This window comes from Pseudomonas sp. FBF18 (assembly GCF_024261405.1).
Taxonomy (GTDB): domain Bacteria; phylum Pseudomonadota; class Gammaproteobacteria; order Pseudomonadales; family Pseudomonadaceae; genus Aquipseudomonas; species Aquipseudomonas palmensis.
The window spans coordinates 30,539-54,667 of sequence record NZ_QKRS01000026.1; the positions used below are offsets into that span (position 1 = coordinate 30,539).

Below are 24,129 nucleotides of genomic sequence, written 5' to 3' on the forward strand. Positions count from 1 at the left end.
CGCGAAAGCCAAGCAAAATGGCGCAGTTTTGCACTTAGCATTCGGCGCAATTGTGGTTACACTGCGCGGCCTTTTCACCCTGCCACGGCTTGCCGCGGCAGGTGCGCTGCCCCTGCCAGAGTGGGGCTTCGCGGTCGGTACCTCGCCCCGGGGCATCGACCAGTTTTTGTCCTCAACGCAGAGGATCAAAAGTGGCCAAGAAAGCCGCATCATTCGCCGCCCTCGGTGGCCTGGTGTTCTCCACCGATGCAGGCCGGCATTGCCCGGACTGCAGCAAACCCGTCGATGCCTGCATCTGCAAGCAGACACTCATCCCCGAAGGCGACGGCATTGCCCGTGTGCGTCGTGAAAGCAAAGGCCGTGGCGGCAAGACGGTGACCACCATCAGTGGCGTACCGCTCCCCCTGGATCAACTCAAGGAACTGGCCACCACGCTCAAGCGGCGTTGTGGTACGGGCGGCGCGTTGAAAGACGGCGTCATCGAGATCCAGGGCGACCACGTCGAGTTGTTGCTGGCCGAGCTGATCAAGCAAGGCTTCAAGGCGAAAAAGTCCGGCGGCTGATGGCCGCTGCGAGGTTTTTCCTGCAGCACTTCTAAACTCGTTCCCTGGGCAGGGGTCTATGCCTGAACAGGGAGAATCGTCATCTTCATTTTCTACACTGGCCAGCACGCCCTGGCCGGTGTTCACGACTTTCTTTATAGGGGACTTCGATGTCCGTACGACGCACACGCAAAGACGATGGCAGCCAATGGACCGTGGCCGACAGCCGCAGTGTTTACGGCATTCGCCATTGGGGCGCGGGTTACTTCGCGATCAACGAGGCCGGGCGCGTCGAAGTACGCCCCAACGGGCCGGACAGTGCGCCGATCGACCTGTACGAGCAGGTCGACGAGCTGCGCCAGAGCGGCCTGTCGCTGCCGCTGCTGGTACGTTTCCCCGACATCCTGCAACACCGCGTGCGCCAGCTGACCGGCGCATTCGATGCCAACATCGCGCGCCTGGAATACCAGAGCCAGTACACCGCGCTGTACCCGATCAAGGTCAACCAGCAGGAAGCGGTGGTGGAGAACATCATCGCCACGCAGAACGTGTCCATCGGCCTTGAGGCCGGTTCCAAGCCCGAGCTGCTGGCGGTGCTGGCGCTGGCGCCCAAGGGCGGCACCATCGTCTGCAACGGCTACAAGGACCGCGAGTTCATCCGCCTGGCGCTGATGGGGCAGAAACTGGGTCACAACGTGTTCATCGTGATCGAGAAAGAATCCGAAGTGGCACTGGTGATCGAGGAAGCCGCCGACCTCAAGGTCAAGCCGCAGGTCGGCCTGCGCGTGCGCCTGTCGTCGCTGGCTTCGAGCAAGTGGGCCGATACCGGCGGCGAGAAGTCCAAGTTCGGCCTGTCGGCTGCGCAACTGATTTCGGTAGTCCAGCGCTTTCGCGATGCCGGCCTGGACCAGGGCATTCGCCTGCTGCACTTTCACATGGGTTCGCAGATCGCCAACCTGGCGGACTACCAGCACGGCTTCAAGGAAGCCATCCGCTACTACGGCGAGCTGCGTGCGCTGGGCCTGCCAGTGGACCACATCGACGTGGGCGGCGGCCTGGGCGTGGACTACGACGGCACCCACTCGCGCAATGCCAGCTCGATCAACTACGACATGGACGACTACGCCGGCGTGGTGGTGGGCATGCTCAAGGAGTTCTGCGACGCGCAGGGCCTGCCGCACCCGCACATCTTCTCCGAGAGCGGCCGCGCGCTGACCGCGCACCACGCGATGCTGGTGGTGCAGGTAACCGACGTCGAGAAGCACAACGACGAAGTACCCGAGATCGAGGACAAGCAGAGCCTGCCCGAAACCGTGCAGTGGCTGGCCGACCTGCTGGGCCCGACCGACATCGAGATGGTCACCGAGACCTACTGGCGTGCCACCCACTACATGAGCGACGTGGCCGCGCAATACGCCGACGGCAAGATCACCCTCGCGCAGAAGGCCCTGGCCGAGCAGTGCTACTTTGCCGTGTGCCGCCGGTTGCACAACTCGCTCAAGGCGCGCCAGCGCTCGCACCGACAGGTGCTGGACGAGCTCAACGACAAGCTGGCCGACAAGTACATCTGCAACTTCTCGGTGTTCCAGAGCCTGCCCGACACCTGGGCCATCGGCCAGGTGCTGCCGATCCTGCCGCTGCATCGCCTGGGCGAAGAGCCGCTGCGCCGTGCGGTGCTGCAGGACCTGACCTGCGACTCGGACGGCAAGATCAACCAGTACGTCGACGAGCAGAGCATCGAGACCAGCCTGCCGGTACACGCCATCAACGAGGGCGAGGACTACCTGCTGGGGATCTTCCTGGTGGGCGCGTACCAGGAAATCCTCGGGGACATGCACAACCTGTTCGGTGACACCGACTCGGTGAACATCTACCAGAACCCCAACGGCAGCGTGTACCACGCCGGCATCGAGACCCACGACACCATCGAGGACATGCTGCGCTACGTGCACCTGTCGCCCGAAGAGCTGATGACCCACTACCGCGACAAATGCGCCAGCGCGAAGATCACGGCGCGTGAGCGTACCCAGTTCCTGGATGCCTTGCGCCTCGGGCTGACCCGCTCGTCCTACCTGTCCTCCTGACCGTAATCGCGGGTCAAGCCCGCTCCCACAGGTTTTTCATCATCCTTGAAGCTGATGCAGTACCTGTGGGAGCGGGCTTGACCCGCGATAGGGCCGGCACTTACACCACAAACCACCCGTCACGCCGCTGCAACCGCCACCCCATCACCCCCAGCGTCACCGCCCGCAGCCCCATGAACAGCAGAAAGCCCAGCCACAGCCCGTGGTTGCCCAGCCCGCTGGCCGCATAGGCGAACGGCAGTGCTATCGCCACGCTCAGCAGCATGCCGTTGCGCATCTCCCGTGCCCTTGTCGCGCCGATGAACAACCCGTCGAGCAGGTAGCTCCACACCGCCACCAGTGGCAGCAGCGCCAGGTATGGCAGGTACTCGAACGCCGTCTCGCGCACGCTGGGGATATCCGTCTGCAACTGGATGAACCAGTGCCCGCCCAGCAGGAACACCCCGGCAAACCCCAGGCTGACGATCAACGACCAGCCACACGCCACCGTCATCGAACGGCGCAATGCGCCGCGGTCCCCGGCGCCGATCGCATGCCCGCACAGTGCCTCCACCGCATGCGCCAGGCCGTCCAGTGCATACGCGGTCAGCAGCAGGCCGTTGAGCAGCAGCGCATTGGCCGCCACCGTCGCCTCGCCCAGGCGCGCACCCTGCACGGTGATCAGGAAGAACACCCCCTGCAACGCCAGGCTGCGAATGAAGATGTCGCGGTTCACGCTCAGCAGCGGGCGCCAGCTCTGCCAGCGCCTGAGCAGCGCCCAGGCCACCTGCCCGGGGTAGGCGCGCAGGGCCGGGCGCGTGAGCGCCAGGCCGAGCAGCGCGGCCGACCATTCGGCGATAACCGACGCCCGCGCCGAGCCCAGCACACCCCAGTCCAGCCCCAGCACGAACCACAGGTTGAGCACGATGTTGAGCAGGTTGGTGGTCAGCAGGATCGCCAGCGGGGCACGGGCGTTCTGCGTACCCAGAAACCACCCCACCAGGGCAAAGCTGGCCAGCGCTGCCGGCAGGCCGAGCAAGCGCGTGTGGAAGAACGCCAGGGTGTTTTCCTGCAGCGCGGCACTCGGTTGCATCAGGCCCAGTGCCAGGTGGCTGAAGGGAATCGCCAGTGCCCCCAGCAGCACGGCGAACAGCAACGCCAGCAGCAGCCCCTGCACCAGCACCTGGCGCAGCGCGGCGCCGTCGGCGCGTCCGGCCGCCTGGGCGGCAAAGCCGGTGGAGCCCATGCGCAGGAAGCCCATCAGAAACGCCAGGAAGGTATACAGGCTGGCGCCCACCGCCACGGCGCCGAGCTGGTGCGCGTGGGGCAGGTGGCCGATCACGGCGCTGTCCACCAGCGCCACCATGGGCACGGAAATGTTGGAAAGAATCATCGGCGCGGCCAGCGCCCAGACCCTGTGGTGGGTCGGGCGGTCGCGCCAGTCGCTGAGTAGTCGGGACATGCAGGCTCCTTGAGAACCGGCATTGTAGCCGCCCCCGGCACTAAAACTGGTGAACGCTGTCTCACGCCGGGCGCCTCGATCAGCGATGCCCGCGAGCTTGCTATATAGTGCTCGTCTCAGACCCTGCTACCGTAAGAGTTACCCTCCATGCTCAACAAAGGATTGTGGCTGGCGTGCGCCATGGCGCTGCTCAGTGCTTGCGACTCGTCTACTGATAAACCGGCCCCGGCCCCCGCGCCAACGGAACAGGCCGCCCCGGTAGCCCCGGCGCCGGCCCCCGCCGAACCGGCCGCGCCCGCAGCTGCACCGGCCCCGGCGGCGACCCCGGCGCCCACCCAGGCGAGCCTGGGCGAGCGCTACGCCGGTCGCGAGCTGACGGTGGTAGACGTTTCCGAAGTGCAGGTCGACGGTGCCAGCGCCTTGTCGGTGACCTTCTCGGTGCCGCTGGACAAGGACCAGAACCTTGCCGAGCGCGTGCACCTGGTGGACACCACCCGGGGCAAGCTCGACGGCGCCTGGGAGCTCAGCGAAAACCAGATGGAGCTGCGCCTGCGTCACCTGGAGCCGCAGCGCAAGCTGGTGCTGACCGTGGATGCCGGCCTGCTCGGGGTAAACGGCAAGAAGCTCCCCAGCGAGTACGTCAGCCGCCTCGAAACCCGCGACATGCAGCCCACCGTGGGCTTCGCCAGCCGCGGCTCGCTGCTGCCCACGCGCCTGGCCGAAGGCCTGCCGGTGATCGCGCTGAACATCGACAAGGTGGACGTCGAGTTCTTCCGCATCAAGCCCGAGTCGATGTCCAGCTTCCTGGCCAGCTGGGGCCGTAACACCTCGCTCGAGTACTACAACTCCGAAGAACTGTTGAGCAAGGCCGACCTGGTGTATGCCGGCCGCTTCGACCTGAACCCGGTGCGCAACACCCGCGAAACCCTGTTGCTGCCGATTGCCGGGATCAAGCCGTTGCAGGAACCTGGGGTGTACCTGGCGGTGATGCGCGCCTCGGGCCGCTACAACTATTCGCAGCCGGCCACCCTGTTCACCCTGAGTGACATCGGGCTGTCGGCGCATCGCTACACCAACCGCCTGGACGTGTTCACCCAGGCGCTGGACGGCGGCAAGGCCCTGGACGGGGTCAACCTCGAACTGCTCGACCGCGAAGGCAAGCTGCTGGCCCAGGCCAAGACCGACGGCGATGGCCATGCGCAATTGCCGATGCCGCCCAAGGCCGACGTACTGCTGGCCAAGCAGGGCGTGCACACCACCTTGCTGCGCCTGAACAGCGCCGCGCTCGACCTCTCCGAATTCGCGCTGACCGGGCCGCAGGCCAACCCGCTGCAGTTTTTCGTGTTCGGCCCGCGCGACCTCTATCGCCCGGGTGAAACCGTGCTGCTCAACGGCCTGCTGCGCGACCAGGACGGCAAGCCGGTGAAAGCCCAGCCGGTCAGTGTCGAGGTGCGTCGTCCGGATGAACAGGTCAGCCGCAAGTTCGTGTGGGAGGCCGATGCCAACGGCTTCTACCAGTACCAGTTGCAACTGGCCAGCGAAGCCCCGACCGGGCGCTGGCAGCTGGTGTTCGACCTGGGCGGCGGCAAGAAGCAGGTGTTCGAGTTCCTTGTCGAAGACTTCATGCCCGAGCGCCTGGCCCTGGAACTCAAGGGCAGCGCGACCCCGCTGAGCCCGGGCGAAACCGCTGAAATCCATGTCAATGGCCGCTACCTCTACGGCGCCCCGGCCTCGGGCAACCGCCTCAGCGGCCAGGCCTACGTGCGCCCGCTGCGCGAAGCGGTGCCGGCCTTGCCGGGCTACCAGTTCGGCTCGATCACCGAGGAAGACCTGAGCCACGACCTGGAACTGGACGAAACCACCCTGGACGCGTCGGGCGATGCCACGCTGCAGATCGAAAGCCGCTGGTCCGAGGCGCATTCGCCGCTGCAACTGAGCGTGCAGGCCAGCCTGCAGGAGTCCGGTGGCCGGCCGATCACCCGGCGCCTGGAGCAGCCGATCTGGCCGGCCGAGCGCATGCCCGGCCTGCGTGGGCTGTTCGACGGTGAAGAGGTCGACGGCAACACCCCGGTCGAGTTCGAACTGCTGATGGCCGACCGTGACGGCCACAAGCTGGCCGCCGACAACCTCAAGGTGCGCCTGATTCAGGAGCGCCGCGACTACTACTGGAACTATTCCTCCAGTGACGGCTGGGATTACAACTACAACGAGAAATTCCTGCTGCAGTCCGAGCAGCCGGTCAGCATCAAGGCCGGCAGCACTGCCAAGCTGAGCTTCCCGGTGGAATGGGGCCCGTACCGTGTCGAGGTCGAAGACCCGAGCACCGGCGTGACCAGCAGCGTGCGCTTCTGGGCTGGCTGGCGTGCCCAGGACAACACCGACGGCGGCGCCGTGCGCCCCGACCAGGTCAAGCTGGCGCTGGACAAGCCGGCCTACGCCGATGGCGCCACCGCGCAGATCACCGTGACCCCGCCGGCTGCCGGCAAGGGCTACCTGATCGTCGAGGGCAATGACGGCCCGCTGTGGTGGGAAGAAATCGACGTGCCTGCCGAAGGCAAGACCTACGCGGTCAAGCTCGACCCCAAATGGGCCCGCCACGACCTGTACGTCAGCGCCCTGGTGATCCGCCCCGGCGAGCGCAAGGCCAATGCCACGCCCAAACGTGCCGTGGGCGTGCTGCACCTGCCGCTGGATCGCGCCGAGCGCAAGCTGGCGCTGACCCTCAAGGCCCCGGAAAAGATGCGTCCCAAGCAGCCGCTCACCGTCAAGGTGCAGGCGCGCAATGCCGATGGCAGCATCCCCAAGCAGGTGCAGGTGCTGCTGGCCGCGGTGGACGTGGGCATTCTGAATATCACCAGCTACGCCACCCCCGACCCGTTCACCGGCATGTTCGGCCGCAAGGCCTACGGCGCCGACCAGCTGGATATCTACGGCCAGCTGATCGAAGCCGGGCAGGGCCGCCTGGCCAGCCTGGCATTCGGCGGTGACGCGGCCATGGCCAAGGGCGGCAAGCGTCCCAGCACCAGCGTGACCATCGTGGCCCTGCAGAGCGCCCCGGTGACCCTGGACGCCAAGGGCGAAGGTCAGGCGACGGTGGACATCCCCGACTTCAACGGCGAGCTTCGGGTGATGGCCCAGGCCTGGACCGACGAGCGCTTCGGCATGGCCGAGGCCAAGACCGTGGTCGCCGCGCCGCTGATCGCCGAACTGTCGGCCCCGCGTTTTCTGGCCGGCGGCGACCGTACCGAGCTGGCGCTGGACCTGTCCAACCTGTCGGGCAAGGCGCAGAAGTTCACGGTCAAGGTGACCACCGAGGGCCAGTTGAACCTGCTGACCCCGTCCGAGCAGCCACTGAGCCTGCGTGACGGCCAGCGCGTGACCTCGCTGCTGGGCGTGCAGGCCGTGGGTGGCCTGGGCCAGGGCAAGGTCAAGGTGCAGGTCAGCGGCCTGGTGCTGCCGGGCGAACCGAACACCGCCTTCACCCGCGAGTGGACCCTGGGCATTCGCCCGGCCTACCCGGCGCAGCTCAGGCACTACCGCGCCGCGCTCAAGGACCAGCCATGGACCTTGCCCGCCGAGGACCTGGCCGCGTTCGAACCCCAGGGCCTGGAGGCGATGCTGTCGCTGTCGAGCCGCCCGCCGCTGAACATCGCCGAGCAGATCCGTGCCCTCGAGGCCTATCCCTATGGCTGCCTGGAGCAGACCACCAGCGGGCTGTACCCGTCGCTGTACGCCGATGCCGAGACGCTCAAGCGCCTGGGCATCAAGGGTGAAGAGCCCAAGGTGCGCCAGCGCAAGATCGAGATGGGCATCGAGCACCTGCTCGGCATGCAGCGCTACAACGGCAGCTTCGGCCTGTGGAGCGCGGACGACAGCGAGGAGTACTGGCTGACCGCCTACGTCACCGACTTCCTGCAGCGTGCTCGCGAGCAAGGCTACGCGGTGCCGCCCGAGGCGCTGAAAAAGGCCAACGAACGCCTGCTGCGCTACCTGCAGGAACGCAACCTGATCGAGCCGTACTACACCAGCAACGCCGAGCACAGCCGCTTCGCAGTACAGGCGTATGCGGCGCTGGTGCTGGCGCGTACCCAGCAGGCCCCGTTGGGTGCCCTGCGCAGCCTGTTCGAGCGCCGCGCCGATGCACGCTCGGGCCTGCCGCTGGTACAGCTGTCGATCGCACTGGACAAGATGGGCGACAAGCCGCGCTCGGCGCAGGCCCTGCAGGCGGGCCTGGCGGTCAAGCGCCAGGACGTGTGGCTGAGCGACTATGGCAGCCCGGTACGTGACGAGGCGCTGATCCTGGCCCTGCTCGAAGAGAACAAGCTGGCCACCGACCAGCTCGACCAGCGGCTGTTCGAGCTGTCGGACAAGATGGCCAGCAGCTCGTACCTGTCCACCCAGGAACGCAATGCGCTGTTCATGGCCGGGCGTGGCATGCTCAAGCAGCCTGAAGGCCGCTGGAGTGCACGCCTGGACAGCGCGGGCGAGCTGCGCGACCTGGGCCCGACCCAGGCCGGGCTCAAGCTGGAGGGGCCGTTGCTGGCCTCGCCGCTGACCGTGACCAACACCAGCGACAAGACCGTGTACCAGCAGTTGACCGTGTCGGGTTACCCGCGCTTCGCACCCCGTGCGGTCGGCACCAACATGAGCATCTACCGCGAGTACCTGGGCATGAATGGCCGGGCACTGAACATCAAGTCGCTCAAGAGTGGCGACCTGGTGCTGGTGCACATTGGTATCCGCGCCAACGAGCGGGTGCCGGACGCGCTGATCGTCGACCTGCTGCCGGCGGGCCTGGAGCTGGAAAACCAGAACCTGGCGCAAAGTGCGGCCAGCCTGGACAACGCCAGCAGTGCAGTGAAGGAATGGCGTGAAGCAATGCAGAACGCCAACGTGGTGCACCAGGAGTTTCGCGATGACCGCTACGTGGCGGCGATGAACGTCGACCCGTACGGCGTGACGCACCTGCTGTACCTGGCCCGTGCGGTCACGCCGGGCACCTACCGCGTGCCGCCGGTGCAGGTGGAGTCGATGTACCGGCCCAACTGGCAGGCGGTGGGCGAAAGCCCGGGTGACATGGTGATTCTGGGGCGCTAGTCAGGCCCCATCGCGGGTCAAGCCCGCTCCCACAAGGGTCGCAGTAATCCCTGTGGGAGCGGGCTTGACCCGCGATGCTGTCACCGCACCACCCAGCTCAACACCCACAACCCCAGCATCAGCCAGATGATCCCCATGATGATCGAGGCGCGCATGAACGCGCGCACGGCCGAGTACAGCAACAGCAGGCCGATCACCAGCATCAGGATGCTGACCAGCGAGGTGTCCATGCCCAGTGTGCGTGCCAGGCCGTCGATGAAGTTGCCGCCGGCATTGGCCAGTAGATTGAACAACCCGCTCAGGGCATCCACCACGAAGCGGATCACCGCGCCGAGCGCTTGCCCCAGCCATTCGAAAAAACCTTCTACATGCATAATCGCTTCCTGATCGACGCTACGGCGCAGTCGCCGTGCCCAGAGCTTTGGCCATCATCCTGCCGGCTCGGTTCCTCACCCACGCAAAAAGGTGTCCGCGCCTGATGTTCAGCTTAGCCCGACCCCGCTCGCGCATCGCCCGGCTGCTGTGCGCCGCCTTTGCCTGTGTGCTGTTGCTGTGGCTGGCTGATCGCCTGTGGCCATTGCCGATGCCGGCCGACGATCTGGCGCGGGTGGTGCTGGCCGAAGACGGCACGCCGCTGTGGCGCTTTGCCGATGCCGAGGGCGTGTGGCGCTACCCGGTCACCCTCGATCAGGTGTCGCCTTACTACCTCGAAGCCTTGCTCACTTACGAGGACCGCTGGTTCTACCGGCACCCCGGGGTCAACCCGCTGGCCCTGGGCCGTGCCGCCTGGCAGAACCTCACGGGCGGGCGCGTGCTGTCGGGCGGCAGCACGCTGTCGATGCAGGTGGCGCGCCTGCTCGACCCGCACTCGCGCACGCTGCCGGGCAAATTGCGCCAGGTGTGGCGCACCGCGCAGCTGGAATGGCACCTGTCCAAACGCCAGATCCTGGAGCTGTACCTCAACCGCGCACCGTTCGGCGGCACCCTGCAGGGTGTGGCGGCGGCCAGCTGGGCGTACCTGGGCAAGTCGCCCTTGCAACTGACCCCGGCCGAGGCTGCGCTGCTGGCGGTGCTGCCCCAGGCGCCCAGCCGTCTGCGCCCCGACCGCCACCCGGAGCGCGCGCGCCTGGCCCGGGACAAGGTGCTGCAACGCCTGGGCGAGTACCAGGTGTGGCCGCAGCAGCGCATCGCCGAAGCGCAGGAAGAACCGCTGCTGCTGGCACCACGCCAGGAGCCGGCGTTGGCTCCGCTGCTGGCTCGCCGGCTGAACCGTGCCGACAGCCCGCCGCTGATCCACACCACCCTCGACGCTTCGCTGCAACGGCGCCTGGAAGACCTGCTGCTGGGTTGGCGCGCACGCCTGCCCGAGCGCACTTCGGCGGCGATCCTGGTGGTGGAGTCGCAGACCATGGCAGTGCGCGCCTACCTGGGGTCGGTGGACCTTGGCGATGAGCGCCGTTTCGGCCACGTCGACATGATCACTGCCCTGCGTTCGCCGGGCTCGACCCTCAAGCCGTTTCTGTACGGCATGGCCATGGATGACGGCCTGATCCATTCGGAGTCGTTGCTGCAGGATGTGCCACGCCGCTATGGCGACTATCGCCCCGGCAATTTCTCGATGGGTTTCAGTGGCCCGGTGGCGGCCAGCTCGGCATTGGCGTTGTCGCTCAACCTGCCGGCGGTGCAGTTGCTCGAAGCCTACGGGCCCAAGCGCTTTGCCGCGCAGATGCGCATGGGCGGCATGCCGCTGAGCCTGCCGATGGCGGCCGAGCCGAACCTGTCGCTGATCCTGGGCGGCGCCGGCAGCCGCCTCGAAGACCTGGTCAGTGGCTACAGTGCGTTCGCCCGCGACGGCATGAGCGCGCCGCTGCGCCTGCAACCGGATGCGCCGCTGGTCGAGCGCCGGCTGCTGTCGCCGGGTTCGGCGTGGATCATCCGGCGCATCCTCAGTGGCCAGGCGCGTCCCGACCGCGACCCGCACGCCGAACTGGTGCAGCGCCCGCAGCTGGCCTGGAAGACCGGCACCAGCTACGGCTTTCGCGATGCCTGGTCGATCGGCGTGGGGCCGCGCTACCTGATCGGCATCTGGATCGGCCGCCCCGACGGCACCCCGGTGCCGGGGCAGTTCGGCCTGGCCTCGGCCGCGCCGCTGATGCTGCAGGTGCATGACGTGCTGAGCAACCGCGACAGCCAGCGCGGCATTGCTGCCCCGGTGCCGGCAGTGCCGGGCAACGTCGGGGTGGCCGCGATCTGCTGGCCGCTGGGCCAGCCCATGGCACGCACCGACCCCAACTGCCGGCGCCAGCGCTTTGCCTGGACCCTGGACAACACCACGCCGCCGACCCTGCTCGCGCAGGACCAGCCCCTGGGTGTGGGGCTGCTGGAGAAGGTTTGGGTGAATGCCCGGGGCCTGCGGGTGGATGCAGCCTGTGCGGGGGCCGCGCCGCGCGACATCGCGCTGTGGCCGGCACCACTGGACCCGTGGTTGCCGCGCCTGGAGCGGCGCGAGGCGCGTTTGCCGGCCATCGACCCGAGCTGCCCGCCGCAGGTACCGGTCAGTGCCGCGCCGTTGTCGGTGGTGGGGATACGCCCGGGCGACCAGTTGCGTCGTCCCGCCACCAGCCGCGATGCCCTGCACCTGAGCGTTTCGGCGCTGGGTGGCGAAGGCCAGCGCTGGTGGTTCCTCAACGGCGCACCCCTGGGCGAGACCACAGCCCAGGCGGCGCTGGCCGTGAACCTGGAGGAGGTGGGGCGCTACGAGCTCAGCGTGCTGGATGCCAGCGGGCAGACCGCGCGGGTCGAGTTCCAGGTCAACGACTGACCGCGCACCCGTAAGATGGATATAACGCGAAAGGGGAAGGGCTGCCAAAGCACCTTCCCCTTGCTTTCAAGTGCCTGAAGCAAAAGGGCTTTTGCTGGTGCTGCGACTGTATATATCGGGTTAATACCAAGCTCAGAATTGTTCCCCTTGCGCCTGCGCGCTCAGATAGCTGCAACGGACGTGGAGTGGCCGGAAACCCGGTGCTTCACACCTATAAAAGCAGCGGCAGCAGTAGCAGGGAGTCGCCATGAAAACTCAAGCGTGGATCAAAGCAAGTACGGCAGTGATGTTGATCTTGACCGTGAGCCTGGCCGGTTGCAGCAGCGGCGGTGGCGGTCACAAGAGTCACGTAAGCAGTTCCACACCCGATTCGGGTACCGATGGCGGCAGTGGTGGTGGCGGTACCGGCGGCGGTACTGACGGTGGTGGCGGCACGGACGGCGGTGGTGGTGGTACTGGCGGTGGCGGTACGGACGGCGGTGGTGGTACTGGCGGTGGCGGTACGGACGGCGGAGGTGGCACTGGCGGTGGCGGTACGGATGGCGGCGGTGGCAACAACGGCGGTGGCGGTAACAATGGCGGCGGTGGCAACAATGGTGGTGGCGGCAACAACGGTGGTGGCACGACCTCGACCACGGTCGTCGGCCAGGTGGTGGCCCAGGTTGGCAGCGGCGTGTCGGGCGTGGGCACGGGCGTGTCCGGCGTGGGCAACGCCGTCAGCGGCGTACCGGTAGTGGGCAGCACCGGTGCCGGCGACCTGGTGACGGCCACCGGCAACGCCGTCACCAGCATCGGCGATGGCCTGGGCAAGGGCCTGGGTACGCTTGGCACTGGCAGCAATGCCCTGGGCGAGACGGTCAAGGGCGTGGGCAACGGGGTGTCGGATATCGGCGGCGGGGTCAAGTCGGTGGCCAGCAGCCAGTTGATCGAACAGATACCCGTGGTCAACGGTGTGGTGGACAAGGTCGGCGACGTGGTGGTGATGCTTGGCGATACCCTCAGCACCCAGAGCACCACCGGCAAGCTGGGCAACCTGAACCAGCAATTGAGCAACCAGGTGGTCAAGGTGGTGTCGCTGGTGGAAGGCGCCACCGGCAAGGTGGGTGATGCCACCGGGGTGGGTGCACCGGTCAGCGGCCTGTTGAACAAGGTTGGCAGCGCAGTCGACGGGGTGGGCGACAAGGTCGCCAGTGCCGGCAACGGCAACCCGCTGACCACCGCCGTCGGCGGGCTGGTAAGCCATGTCGGCACGGCGGTCGGCACCAGCGGTGGCCTGGTCAACACCGGCACCGGCAGCGGTGGCAGCGCCCCCGGTGCGGGGCTGCTGGAAACCGCCGGTGGCGCCGTGGCGGGCCTGGGCAGCGGGCTCGGCGCCGGCAGCAGCAACGGCCTGCTCGACGCCGCAGGCAGCACGGTCAACAAGGTGGGCCAGACCGTGGCCTCGCTGGGGCCGGTACTGGGCGGCAATGGCGTGGCCAGCGTGCCGGCCGGGGTGCCCACCGCTGCGTTGGGCAACAGCGTGGGCGCCGGCCTCACCCCGGTGGTGAGCGGTGTGACCAGCGTTACCCAGCAGGTAGGCGCGGCAACCGGCATCGGTGCGCCGGTCAACGGCCTGGTCACCCAGGTGGGCAGCGCAGTCAGCGGGGTGGGCAATCAGATTGCCGCAGCCGGCAACAACCCGGTCACCACCCAGTTGGGGGCGACGGTCAATGCCGTGGGCGGCACCGTGGGCCAGGTCGGTACCCTGGTCAACGGCAACGGGCAAGGGGGCGGCGGCGTGGGCGGTCTGCTCAATGGCCTGACCACGGGCCTGAAAGGCGGCCTCGGGGGTAACAAGTAACTAAATGGCCATCATCGATTAGACGATTTTACGGGCAACACCTACGCTTGAGGCTGACGAGGGAACCGTCTTTGGTTCCCTCGTATTTTTCAGGATCATGGAGTGTCCTATGCGATCGATGTTCGTCGCGTTATTGGGTCTGTCCTGGGTGGCTTCGCTGCATGCCGAGCCCCTGCCGAGCTTCCTCAACAGCAACGAGACCGAGCGCAAGCTGCCAGCGCCCAACCTGCCCGCCGATGCCTTTCGTCCCGTCACTCCCCAACTGAACCTGCCCGCACCGGATGCCGGCCAGCAGCCACAGCCGCTGCTGATGGGCACGCGGGTGCGCGTGCAGCGGGTGCGCATCGAAGGCGGCACCATCTACCCGCTCAGCGAACTGCGCGACAACTACCAGGGCCTGCTCGACCGCGAGGTGACCCTGGGCGAGCTGATCGAGGCCACCCGCCGCCTCACCCAGCGCTACCAGCAGGATGGCTACCTGTTGTCGTATGCCTACCTGCCGCCGCAGGACTTCGCCGAAGGCCGTCTGCGCGTGGTGCTGGTGGAAGGCTACATACGTGATTACGAACTGCAGGGCGATGTGGGGCCGGTGTCGGCCTACCTCGACAAGCTGGTGGGCAAGCTCAAGGCCGAGCGCCCGCTCACCCGCAAGACCTTCGAACGCTACACCGCGCTGATGAGCCGGGTGCCGGGCCTGACCTTGCAGGCCCAGGTGCCGCCGCCGGGCACCACCGACGGCGCCACGCGGCTGATCGCGCAGGCCTCGCGCAAGCCGTTCACCAGTACCTTGAGCCTCACCGACGGCAGCCGCGACGACACCCAGGCGCTGCTCGGCCTGAACAGCAACGCCCAGACCGCGGTGGCCGAGCAGTTGAGCTTCAGCGCGCTGTTCCCGCCGGGGCAGGATGACGAACGCTACTACCGTCTCGACTACTCGCAGTACGTGGACGCCGAAGGCACCCAGCTCAATCTTTCGGCCTCGACCTACCGCAGCAACCCGGCGGCGCGGGTGCGCCTGGAGAACGGCATAGACCTCAAGCAGCACCGCGAGAACGACCGTTACTCCATTGGCCTGAGCCAGGCGCTGATCGCCTCGAGCAACGAATGGCTGAACGTGGCAGCGCGCTTCTATGCGGTGAACGACAGCACCGACTACCGGGTGGTCGGCCTGCCATTGAAGGTCAGTACCCGCACCGATGTGCGCGCTTTTGCCTTCGAGGCAGACTGGAGCAAGTCGGACGCGCAGCAGCTGCGCATCCTCAGTGCCGGTGTGTACCAGGGCCTCGATCACTTCGGTGCCAAGACCGACAGCGACTACGACCTGGACTTTTTGCGCCTGCGCCTGTCGGGGGTGCAGAGTGACCGGTTCTTGCAGAACTGGCAGGGGGTGGCATCGGCGGCGCTGTACTGGACCGACGACAGCCTGCCCGACAGCGAGCGCGCGGTGTTCGGCGGGCAGAACTTCGGCCGCGGCTACCCCAGCGATCAGGCTTCCGGCGACAAGGGCTGGGGTGCGGCATACGAGGTCAACTACAGTTTCAAGCGCGATGGCAGCTGGCTCAAGGTACTGCAGCCGTACGTGGTGGTGGACGCCGCGCGTACCTGGTTCAACGAGCTGGCGGTGCGTGATTCACGATTGTCGTCGGCGGCGCTGGGGCTGCGCTTTGGCGATGCGCGCTACTACAACATCTCGCTGGAGGCGGCCAAGCCGATGTCGGATATCGCGCTGGACAGCTTCAATCGGCGGCCACGGTATACGTTGAGTTTCAGTTACCAGCTGTGACGACCGAGCGCGGGTCAAGCCCGCTCCCACAAGGTATGCGCACTAACTGTGGGAGCGGGCTTGACCCGCGAGGGCCGCGTGGCGGCCAGGCGTTACTGAACCAGTTGCAGGCGGGGCTTGGGGAACAGGTTGTCCAGGGTTTCCAGCAGGCGCAGGTGGTAGATCGGCTTGCGGAACAGGTCGAGTACCTGCAGGCGCAGCAGATCGCTGACCGCATCCATGTCGGCATGCCCCGAGGTGACGATCACCGGCAGGTGCTGACGCGCCGTGTGCTCGCGCAGGCGCCTGATCAGCGAGATGCCGCTCTCTTCCGGCATGTTCAGGTCGGTGATCACCAGGGCAATGTCGGGATGTCGCGTCAACTGCTGCAGGGCGAGCTTGACCGAGGTTGCCGTGTGACAACAGAAGCCCTCGCCCTCCAGCAGCTCGGCCAGCTCCAGCAGTGCGTCTTCTTCGTCATCCACCAGCAGCAGCTGTTGACGTGAGTGGGAAGCCGGCATGTTCAGGTCCTGTCATCAGGCTGAGGGCAGGGCGGCGACGATATCGTCGAAGACCTTTTTCACCCCGCCCCCCACATCGGTCGAGACCCCGATGATCACCACGGCCACCATGGCGGCCACGATGGCATATTCGATACCGGACGCGCCGTCCTTGCGATGGAAGAACAGCTTGCAGTGCTTGAGGATGCGGGAAAGGACCATGGTACTTCTCCTTGCGCCACAGGCGCGGGTAATGGGGCCCGGAAACGGTGATTCCCCTTTGCCATCACAGCATCGTCAAGCGGTTCGAAACCGGCAAATGTAAGAAGGCATTAATACCAAAGTAAGGGTGTCAACGCTGGCGCCAATAAGCTGTTGTTTTCAGGGGGTGTCGGGTTTCGGACCGAAAAAAAACTGACGGGTAATGGCGTTTTGTCCTAGCTGCGCTACCGTCAAATAGCGAAATAGTTACTTGCAACTTCATGTTTGCGGGCCAGTTCGCACACCGCGCGGCCGAAGGGATGTTCAGGCAGAGGGAGCGCCGACATGAGCAGTCGCATCACCATGATCCTTGCCGTGCTGTTCCTGATCGGTGCCGTGCTGGCAGGTTACTGGGGGCTGGTGCTCAGCCGTGCATCCGAGGCACCGGAGCCCCCGCAAGCGGCGGCGCCAGGGCCGGCCGGCCCGGCTCAGCCGGTGGACCAGGCCACGGAGGCTGGCACCGACGCATTGCGCAAGCCCGTGCTGGTGCTGCGCCGCGACGTACCCGCCTACACCGTGCTGACAGCCGAGGATCTGAGTGTCGAGCGCCTGCTGGTGGCCCCGGCCGGCAGCTTCCAGCGCCCCGAGCAGGTGCTGGGCCGCACCAGCTGGCGGGCCCTGCCTGCAGGTACCTGGCTGGAGGAGAGCAGTTTCGAGGCCGGTGGGCCGCTGGCGCGCATGATCCACCCCGGCGAGCGCGCCCTGGCGGTGGCGGTGGACGAAGTGGTCGGCGCCGCCGGACAACTGCGCCCCGGCGACTACGTGGATGTGCTGCTGTACCTGCGCGAAGACAACCTCAACCCGCAGGCCTCGGCCCAGGTGGCCGTGCCAGCCTTGCGCCTGCTCAGCGTGGGCGAGCAACTGGGGCTGGCCAACGATGGCCGCCCGCCGGAGGCCGACACCGATGCCAAGGCGGCCCAGGAACAGCGTCGCGCCATGGCGCGCACCGTGGTGCTGGCGGTACCTGAAGCCCTGGCCAGCCGCCTGTTGCTGGCCGCCCAGGCAGGCAGCCTGCGCCTGGCGGTACGCAGCGCCGAAGAGAAACGCCTGGCCAGCTACTGGGCCGACCCGCAGGCCGCTGCACCGCAACTGGACAACGCCAACCGCGACCTCTTTCGCTTCAGTCAACTGGCCATGACCCCGGCCGCCGCCCCGGTTGCAGGCCAGGCGCCCAGGCACCAGATGCAGATCATTCGAGGCCCCCAGGCTTCAACGCCCACCCCCTGATCGAAGCAAGGATGCCCGTTGATGAGCAGTCGTTCCGAGCTGATGTTCAAGCGTTCCATCCTGACCCTGTTGTTGCTGGGGGGGCCGGCTGCCCATGCCCTGGCGGCGCCGTCGGGTTGTGCCGGGCTGAGCCCGGTGCCGGCCAGCATCGAGCTGGACCAGGGCCTGCAGCAGGAGATCCGCCTGCCGGTGCCGATCACCCGGGCGGCAGTGGGCGACCCCAACATCGCCGATGTGCAGGCCAGTGGCGAGCGCGGCGTGGTGGTCAGCGCCGTGGGCCCCGGCGCCACCAGCCTGATGCTGTGGACCGCATGCGCCAGCGTGCCGCGCCAGAGCATGCTGTTCATCAAGGGCCGGGCCACTGCCGAGATGGCCGACAGCGCCTTGCCGCCCAGCCTCGACCCCTTGCTGCCGAGCCAGGTGCAGGCCGATATCCGCTTTGTCGAGGTCAGCCGCACCAAGCTCAAGGAGGCCGGTACGCGGCTGTTCTTCAAGGGTTCCAACAACTCGCTGTTCGGCTCGCCGGGCAGCGTGCCCAACACCACGGTGTCGCCGGGCTACGTGCCGGGTGCGGTGACCAGCCCCGACGGTGGCGGCGTTGGCGGGCTGGTCAAGGTGCGCCCGAGCATCCCGCTGAACAACGATGTGTTCAATATCGTGTGGGGCGGCGGCAGCAGCCGCTTCCTGGCGGCCATCGATGCGCTGGAAAGCAGCGGCTTCGCCTACACCCTGGCGCGCCCCAGCCTGGTGGTACTCAGCGGCCTGACCGCGAGCTTTCTGGCCGGCGGCGAAATCCCCATTCCGGTGCCCAGCACCGGCAGCGACACGGTGACCATCGAGTACAAGGAGTTCGGCATTCGCCTGGCGTTGTCACCCACGGTGGTCAGCCGCGACCGCATCACCCTCAAGGTGGCGCCGGAGGTCAGCGAGCTGGACTACAACAACGCAGTGCGCATCGCCGGCGTCACCGTGCCGGGCCTGACGGTGCGGCGCACCGACACCAGCGTGTCGCTGGCCGATGGCGAGAGCTTCATCATCAGCGGCCTGATCAGCAGCAGTGCGCGCTCGGCGGTGGACAAGTTTCCGGGCCTGGGCGACGTGCCGATCCTGGGCGCGTTCTTTCGCCAGTCGTCGATCAGCCGTGAGGAGACCGAGCTGCTGATGATCGTGACCCCGCGCCTGGTGCAACCGCTGGCGGCCAATGCCAAGTTGCCCGAGTTGCCCGGCGAGCGCCTGCGCACCTACGACCCGAGCTGGGGGCGTCTGTTCTTTCTCGAGAACGGCAACTTCGAACAGCGCAGTGGATTGAGCCAATGAGCCAGAGCCTGAGCCAGACCTTCCTTGCGATCACCCGTGACGACGGTGACCTGCAGTGGCTGAAAACCGCCCTGGCGCCGCTGGGCCAGGTGGTGGGGGCCGGCAGCGGCAGCCTCGACGAACTGCTCGCACTGGTGGATGTGACCTTCGCCAACCTGGTGTTCGTGGGCCTGGACCGCGAGCAGGTGGTGAGCCAGTGCGCGCTGATCGAAGGGGTGCTGGAGGCCAAGCCGATGCTGGCGATCGTTGCCCTGGGCGATGGCATGGACAACCAGCTGGTGCTCAATGCGATGCGCGCCGGTGCGCGGGACTTCGTCGCCTACGGCTCGCGCTCAAGCGAAGTGGCCGGGTTGGTGCGCCGCCTGAGCAAGCGCCTGCCACCGGTGACCAGCAACCCGCACCTGGGCGGCCTGACGGTGCTGTACGGCACCCAGTGCGCCAGCGACGGCGCCCTGCTCAGCAGTCACCTGGCGCGGGTGGTACAGGGCAGTGGTCAGCAGACCCTGTTGCTGGACCTGGGCCTGCCCCGTGGCGACAGCCTGGCGCTGCTGGGGCTTGAGGCCTCGTTTCACTTCGGTGATGCGCTGCGCCACCTGCGCCGCCTGGATGCCACCCTGATCGACAGCGCGTTCGCCCGCGAACCCTCGGGCCTGCGCCTGCTGGCCTATACCGACAGCGACGAGGCACTGGAGCGCACCAGCGCGGCCGAGCTGTACATGCTGCTCAGCGCGCTGCGCCAGCACTTCCAGCACATCGTGGTGAACCTGGCCGGGCAGCCCGACAGCGAGCCCTTGCGCACCTTCGTCAGCCATTGCGACAAGCTGATCTGGTACACCGACCAGAACGTGCTGGACTGCCGGCGCAACCTGGAGGTGCTGACCCTGTGGCGCGAGAAGGGCATGAAACTGGAACACGCGAGCCTGCTGGTGGACCGCTACCTGCGCAGCGTGGCGCCCGACTCCGACGCGCTGGGCAAGCGCTATGGCCTGCCGGTGCTGGTGGTGCTGCCCTACAGCCCCGAGGTGCGCCTGAACGCCAAGAACCAGGGGCTGTCGCTGTTCGAGGTGGCCCCGCGCGAGGCCTTGACCCAGGCGCTCAAGGCCTTGGGCGAGCGGCTGGCACGACGTTCGGAAAGCCTGCAACCGAAGGCGGGCAACTGGATGAAGCGCCTGTGGGGGCACAAGTAGATGAGCGGCGACGAGCTGTTCGGCGGCCCGCGGCAAAACCCGGGCAGCGACCCGCAGGGGCTCAAGCGGGCCTTGCACCGGCACATCATCGATGCCATCGAGGACACCGGCCTCAACCTGCTGGAGGGCGCGCGCCCGGCGCTGGCGCAGTTCGTGGTGGAGCAGGTGGGCGACTACATCGCGCGTCAGCACCTGGCCGTGTCGCGCTACGAGATGGAGCGCCTGGCCGAGGAGATCGTCGACGAGCTCACCGGCTTCGGCCCGCTTGAGGTACTGCTGCGCGATGCGGGCGTCACCGAGATCCTGGTCAACGGCCCGCACCGGGTGTTCATCGAGCGCGCGGGCGTGCTGCAGCAGACCGACCTGCGCTTTATCGACGCGCATCACGTGGAGCGTGTGATGCAGCGCATCCTCGCGCCGTTGGGGCGGCGCCTGGACGAGTCGTCGCCGATGGTCGATGCGCGCATGCCCGACGGCAGCCGGGTGAATGCGATCATCCCGCCGGTGGCGCTGGACGGGCCGTGCCTGTCGATCCGCAAGTTTCGCAAGGACATGCTCAAGAGCGCCGACCTGCTGGCCACCCGCGCCATCGACCAGGCGATCCTCGACTTTCTGCAACGAGCCGTGGGCAAGCGCTGCAACATCCTGGTCAGCGGCGGCACCGGCACCGGCAAGACCACCTTGCTGAACATCCTCAGCCAGTTGATCAGCCCCCGTGAACGCCTGGTGACCATCGAGGACGTGGCCGAGCTGCAGCTGGATCACCCGCATGTGGTACGCCTGGAAACCCGTCCGCCCAATGCCGAGGGGCATGGCGAGATCAAGGCCAGCGAGCTTATTCGCAACGCCCTGCGCATGCGTCCGGACCGCATCATCCTGGGCGAGATCCGCGGGGTCGAGGTGCTCGATGTACTGACCGCGATGAACACCGGCCACGACGGTTCGATGAGCACGGTGCACGCCAACAACGCGCAGGACGCGCTGCTGCGCCTGGAGACTCTGGTGGGCCTGACCGGTCGCCAGGTGGCCGAGAAGACCTTGCGCCAGATGATCTGCGCCGCGCTCGACGTGGTGATCCAGCTGGCCCGCCTGCCCGATGGCCGTCGCTGCGTGAGTGAGGTGCTGGAGGTGGTGGGGGTGCGCGACGACGTGTATGTCACCAACACGCTGTTTCGCCTCGACCGGCGCGGCGGCGACACCTTCCTGCGCGAGGCGGTCAACCCGGCCAGCGACAAGCTGCGCCGTGACCTCAACGATGCGGAGCCCGGGCCGTGAGCGGCGCGGTGTGGTTGTGGCTGGGGGGCGTGGTCATGCTCGGCATCTCGATGCGCCTGTTCTATACCAGCCTGCACCGCTCGGGCAACGAACGCATTCTGCAGCGCCTGGGCCAGCACCAGCAGGCCGCCGACAACAGCGGGCCACATGGCCCCGACTGGCTCGAGCTGATGCTGTTGCGTGCAGGTTTCGACCGCCGCAATGATCGGCTGATGGCGTGGGTGGCAGGCTGGCTGCTGCTGGCCGTGTGCGCCGGGCTGTACGGCGGCTGGCCTGGCCTGCTGCTGGTGCTGCTGGCGGGGCCGTTGCTGTTGCGCCTGTTCCTGGCCTGGCGGTACCAGCACCGGGTACGCCGCCTCATCGATCAGTTGCCGGTGCTGCTTGACCATTGCGTGCGCAGCCTGAAGGCCGGGCGCACGCTGAGCGATGCGGTGCTGGGGGCCATCGATGCCTCGCGCGAGCCGTTGCTGGGGGCCATGCAGCGGGTCAAGCGCAACGTGCAGTTGGGGGTGAGCCTGGACGATGCGATGTCGGATCTGGCCGAACTGTACGCGCGTGAAGAGCTGCGCCTGTTCGCCCTGGGCCTGCGCATCAACCACCGCTATGGCGGCAATGCCAGCGAGTTGCTGGAGAACCTGATCAAGGTGATTCGCGAGCGCGAGCAGGGCGCGCGGCAACTGCGCGCGATGACCGGTGAAACCCGCATCACTGCCGTGGTGCTGGCGGTGCTGCCGGTCAGCGTGGCCGGCTACTTCATGTTCAGCAACCCCAATTACCTGCTGACCATGTGGCATGACAGTGTCGGGCAGCGCCTGCTGTTCAGTGCCTTCGTGCTGCAGGCGCTGGGGTGTCTGGCGCTGTGGCGCATGTTGCGGAGTATCTGAGATGGCCTTGTTGCTCAGTGCGGTGTTGTTGTTTGGCGCGTTCGCCCTGCTGCTGGGTCAGTGGCTGCGTCAGCGGCGCAGCCAGCGCCTGGTGGAGCAACGCCTGCAGGGGCGTGCGCCGGACGAGCCGGCACTGCGCGGCTGGTTGCAGCGCATGGGCGACAGCCGGCTGGGGCAGCGTTCGCTGAACCTGGACGGCGAGACCCGCCAGTTGCTCGACCGGGTGGGTTGGCGGCGTTCGCGCCAGCGCTCGCTGTTCGCGGCCTGCCAGGTGGGCTTGCCGCTATGCCTGATGGGGGCGGCGGTGCTGGTGCAGGAGGTGTTCTTTCGCGAGAGCCGTTCGCCCTGGTTGTTCCCGCTGATGGGGCTGGGGTTGGGCTACCTGCTGCCCAAGCGGTTGCTGGCGCTGCTGGCGGCACGCCGTCAGCGCCAGGTGGCGCAGGAGGTGTCGACCTTCATACCGCTGCTGCGCATCATGTTCGAGTCGGGCCTGGCGGTGGAGCAGAGCCTGCGCCTGCTGAGCCTGGAGGGGCAGCGCCTGCTGCCGGTGCTGAGCGAGGAGTTGCGGCTGTTGTTGGCACGGGTCGATTCGGGGCTGGCGCTGGCCCCGGAGCTGGAGAAGACCGCGCAGTTGCTGGGGGTGGAGGCGTTCAGCGACACCTGCATCATCCTGCGCCAGTTGCTGACCCAGGGGGGCGGGGCGATGAAGTCGCTGCTGGCGCTCAAGCAACTGCTCGATGACCGGCGCCTGACCACCTTGCAGGAACGGATTTCGAAGATGTCGGGAAAGATGTCGGCAGTGATGATGCTGTTTCTGTTCCCGGCGTTGCTGATCGTACTCGCCGGCCCGGGCTTCACCGCCCTGGCCAGGGCATTCGGGGCTTGAGAGGAGTGGACGCAATGAAGGCATGCATCGCGGCGTTGGGGTTGTTGTTGCTCGGTGGTTGCGCCACGGATGGCTCGGCGCCGTGGCTGGCCATGCCGGGCTCGACGGCCAGTTGTGCCAAGCCCGATTCGAGCCAGGAGCTGTCGCTGAACATGGCCGACGAGATGCTTGCCGACGGGCGCCCGCATGCCAGCCTTGCGCACCTGGAGGCGCTGCCGGCCGATCTGGCCCAGGTGCGGGTGCGCAAGGCCAAGGTGCTGCGCCTGCTTGGACGCAGCGAGGCCGAGCCGCTGTACCGCAGCCTGCTCGGCGGGTGCCTGGCGGCCGAGGGTGAGCATGGGCTGGGGCAGATGGCGGCGGCCCGTGGCGACAACGCGCAGGCGCTGCAGCATCTGCAACGGGCCATGCAACTGGCCCCCACCGACGAGAAGATCCGCAACGACCTGGGGGTGGTGTACCTGAACCAGGGCAAGCTGGAGCAGGCGCGCTTCGAGTTTCTGACCGCAATCGAACTCAAGGACAGCGACCGTCTGGCGGCGGTCAACCTGGTGACCTTGCTGCTGTACCAGGACAAGTGGCAGCAGGCGGCCGACCTGGTGAGCCGGCTGGGCCTGAGTGCGGCGCAATTCAACGAAGCGCAGGCGCGCGCCCAACAACTCAAACCTGGCAGTGTGGCTGCCGTGCAGAGGTCGTCATGAACAGTCGGATACTGGTGATGCTGGTGATGCTGCCGGGCCTGGCCCAGGCGATCGAGCCCGGGCCTTCGTCCAGGGCACAGTCGGCCACCGAGGCGTGGTTGCAGGTGCAGGCCAGCGGCGCGCAGGCCTCCAAGACCCCGCAGAGCGCCACGCCCAAGGAGCGCGACCAGAGCATGCAACGCTGGCTGGATACCTACAAATACGTGATTCCGGATTTCTTCCGGTGGGAGAAGACCAGCAATAGCGACAAGTGAGTCATGCCCAAGAAAAAGCCCAGCGTCGGCTGGGCTTCATTCACGATTTTGTG

The 24,129-nt window shown here is 67.1% G+C and carries 18 protein-coding genes; 14 read left to right on the forward strand and 4 right to left on the reverse strand.

The genetic code is table 11. The features are described from left to right. Positions 1-191 precede the first annotated feature (191 nt). Positions 192-563 carry a translation initiation factor Sui1 gene (locus DN387_RS25255; protein ID WP_043860455.1) on the forward strand — a complete coding sequence of 124 codons (372 nt, stop codon included), beginning with the start codon at positions 192-194 and terminating at the stop codon, positions 561-563. A 149-nt stretch (positions 564-712) separates the two neighbouring features. Further along, positions 713-2,626: an arginine decarboxylase gene (gene speA, locus DN387_RS25260; RefSeq protein WP_043860454.1), complete on the forward strand. Its 1,914-nt coding sequence runs from the start codon at positions 713-715 to the stop codon at positions 2,624-2,626. Between the two features lie 100 nt (positions 2,627-2,726). Here speA and DN387_RS25265 read toward each other — a convergent pair whose 3' ends face one another. Beyond that, the gene (locus DN387_RS25265) at positions 2,727-4,067 is read right to left on the reverse strand and encodes an MATE family efflux transporter (RefSeq protein ID WP_054916714.1); all 1,341 of its coding nucleotides are present in this window, start codon (positions 4,065-4,067) and stop codon (positions 2,727-2,729) included. 147 nt (positions 4,068-4,214) lie between these two features. On the opposite strand from DN387_RS25265, the gene DN387_RS25270 reads away from it, so the two are divergent. Next, positions 4,215-9,164 carry an alpha-2-macroglobulin gene (locus DN387_RS25270; RefSeq protein ID WP_054916713.1) on the forward strand — a complete coding sequence of 1,650 codons (4,950 nt, stop codon included), beginning with the start codon at positions 4,215-4,217 and terminating at the stop codon, positions 9,162-9,164. Positions 9,165-9,244: 80 nt separating this feature from the next. On the opposite strand, the gene DN387_RS25275 is transcribed toward DN387_RS25270, so the two are convergent. Continuing rightward, entirely contained in the window at positions 9,245-9,538 is a 294-nt protein-coding gene (locus DN387_RS25275) for a hypothetical protein (RefSeq protein ID WP_043860925.1), read from the reverse strand. Positions 9,539-9,642: 104 nt separating this feature from the next. Between DN387_RS25275 and pbpC the strand changes: the two genes are divergently transcribed. From pbpC to DN387_RS25290, 3 genes are all read left to right on the forward strand, one after another. Further along, positions 9,643-11,985 (forward strand): peptidoglycan glycosyltransferase PbpC, encoded by a 2,343-nt coding sequence (gene pbpC, locus DN387_RS25280; RefSeq protein ID WP_054916712.1) that lies wholly within the window; start codon positions 9,643-9,645, stop codon positions 11,983-11,985. Between the two features lie 286 nt (positions 11,986-12,271). Then, positions 12,272-13,825 carry a collagen-like triple helix repeat-containing protein gene (locus DN387_RS25285; protein WP_368044656.1) on the forward strand — a complete coding sequence of 518 codons (1,554 nt, stop codon included), beginning with the start codon at positions 12,272-12,274 and terminating at the stop codon, positions 13,823-13,825. 109 nt (positions 13,826-13,934) lie between these two features. Beyond that, positions 13,935-15,608, forward strand: coding sequence for a ShlB/FhaC/HecB family hemolysin secretion/activation protein (locus DN387_RS25290; RefSeq protein WP_043860928.1), 1,674 nt, complete (start codon positions 13,935-13,937; stop codon positions 15,606-15,608). Positions 15,609-15,700: 92 nt separating this feature from the next. Here DN387_RS25290 and DN387_RS25295 read toward each other — a convergent pair whose 3' ends face one another. Both DN387_RS25295 and DN387_RS25300 read right to left on the reverse strand, forming a co-directional pair. After that, positions 15,701-16,108, reverse strand: a complete 408-nt coding sequence (locus DN387_RS25295; RefSeq protein ID WP_043860929.1) for a response regulator — start codon at positions 16,106-16,108, stop codon at positions 15,701-15,703. Between the two features lie 15 nt (positions 16,109-16,123). Next, a complete protein-coding gene (locus DN387_RS25300; protein ID WP_043860930.1) occupies positions 16,124-16,309 on the reverse strand; it encodes a Flp family type IVb pilin in 186 nt (61 codons plus the stop codon). Between the two features lie 324 nt (positions 16,310-16,633). Between DN387_RS25300 and cpaB the strand changes: the two genes are divergently transcribed. The 8 genes from cpaB to DN387_RS25340 are packed head-to-tail and all read left to right on the forward strand — an operon-like array spanning position 16,634 to position 24,076. Further along, on the forward strand, positions 16,634-17,575 hold the full coding sequence (gene cpaB / locus DN387_RS25305; protein WP_054916709.1) for a Flp pilus assembly protein CpaB: 942 nt from the start codon (positions 16,634-16,636) through the stop codon (positions 17,573-17,575). A gap of 21 nt (positions 17,576-17,596) precedes the next feature. Next, complete coding sequence (locus tag DN387_RS25310; protein ID WP_054916708.1) at positions 17,597-18,892, forward strand: type II and III secretion system protein family protein; 1,296 nt, start codon at positions 17,597-17,599, stop codon at positions 18,890-18,892. After that, the gene (locus tag DN387_RS25315; RefSeq protein WP_054916707.1) at positions 18,889-20,079 is read left to right on the forward strand and encodes a pilus assembly protein; all 1,191 of its coding nucleotides are present in this window, start codon (positions 18,889-18,891) and stop codon (positions 20,077-20,079) included. Before DN387_RS25310 ends, DN387_RS25315 begins: the two co-directional genes overlap by 4 nt. Beyond that, the gene (locus DN387_RS25320) at positions 20,080-21,354 is read left to right on the forward strand and encodes a CpaF family protein (protein WP_043860934.1); all 1,275 of its coding nucleotides are present in this window, start codon (positions 20,080-20,082) and stop codon (positions 21,352-21,354) included. Between the two features lie 35 nt (positions 21,355-21,389). Continuing rightward, entirely contained in the window at positions 21,390-22,238 is an 849-nt protein-coding gene (locus tag DN387_RS25325; RefSeq protein WP_054916711.1) for a type II secretion system F family protein, read from the forward strand. A 1-nt stretch (position 22,239) separates the two neighbouring features. Then, positions 22,240-23,124 carry a type II secretion system F family protein gene (locus DN387_RS25330; RefSeq protein WP_054916706.1) on the forward strand — a complete coding sequence of 295 codons (885 nt, stop codon included), beginning with the start codon at positions 22,240-22,242 and terminating at the stop codon, positions 23,122-23,124. A gap of 14 nt (positions 23,125-23,138) precedes the next feature. Then, positions 23,139-23,822, forward strand: a complete 684-nt coding sequence (locus DN387_RS25335; RefSeq protein WP_043860936.1) for a tetratricopeptide repeat protein — start codon at positions 23,139-23,141, stop codon at positions 23,820-23,822. Next, positions 23,819-24,076 carry a DUF3613 domain-containing protein gene (locus DN387_RS25340; RefSeq protein ID WP_054916705.1) on the forward strand — a complete coding sequence of 86 codons (258 nt, stop codon included), beginning with the start codon at positions 23,819-23,821 and terminating at the stop codon, positions 24,074-24,076. Before DN387_RS25335 ends, DN387_RS25340 begins: the two co-directional genes overlap by 4 nt. Positions 24,077-24,129 lie beyond the last annotated feature (53 nt).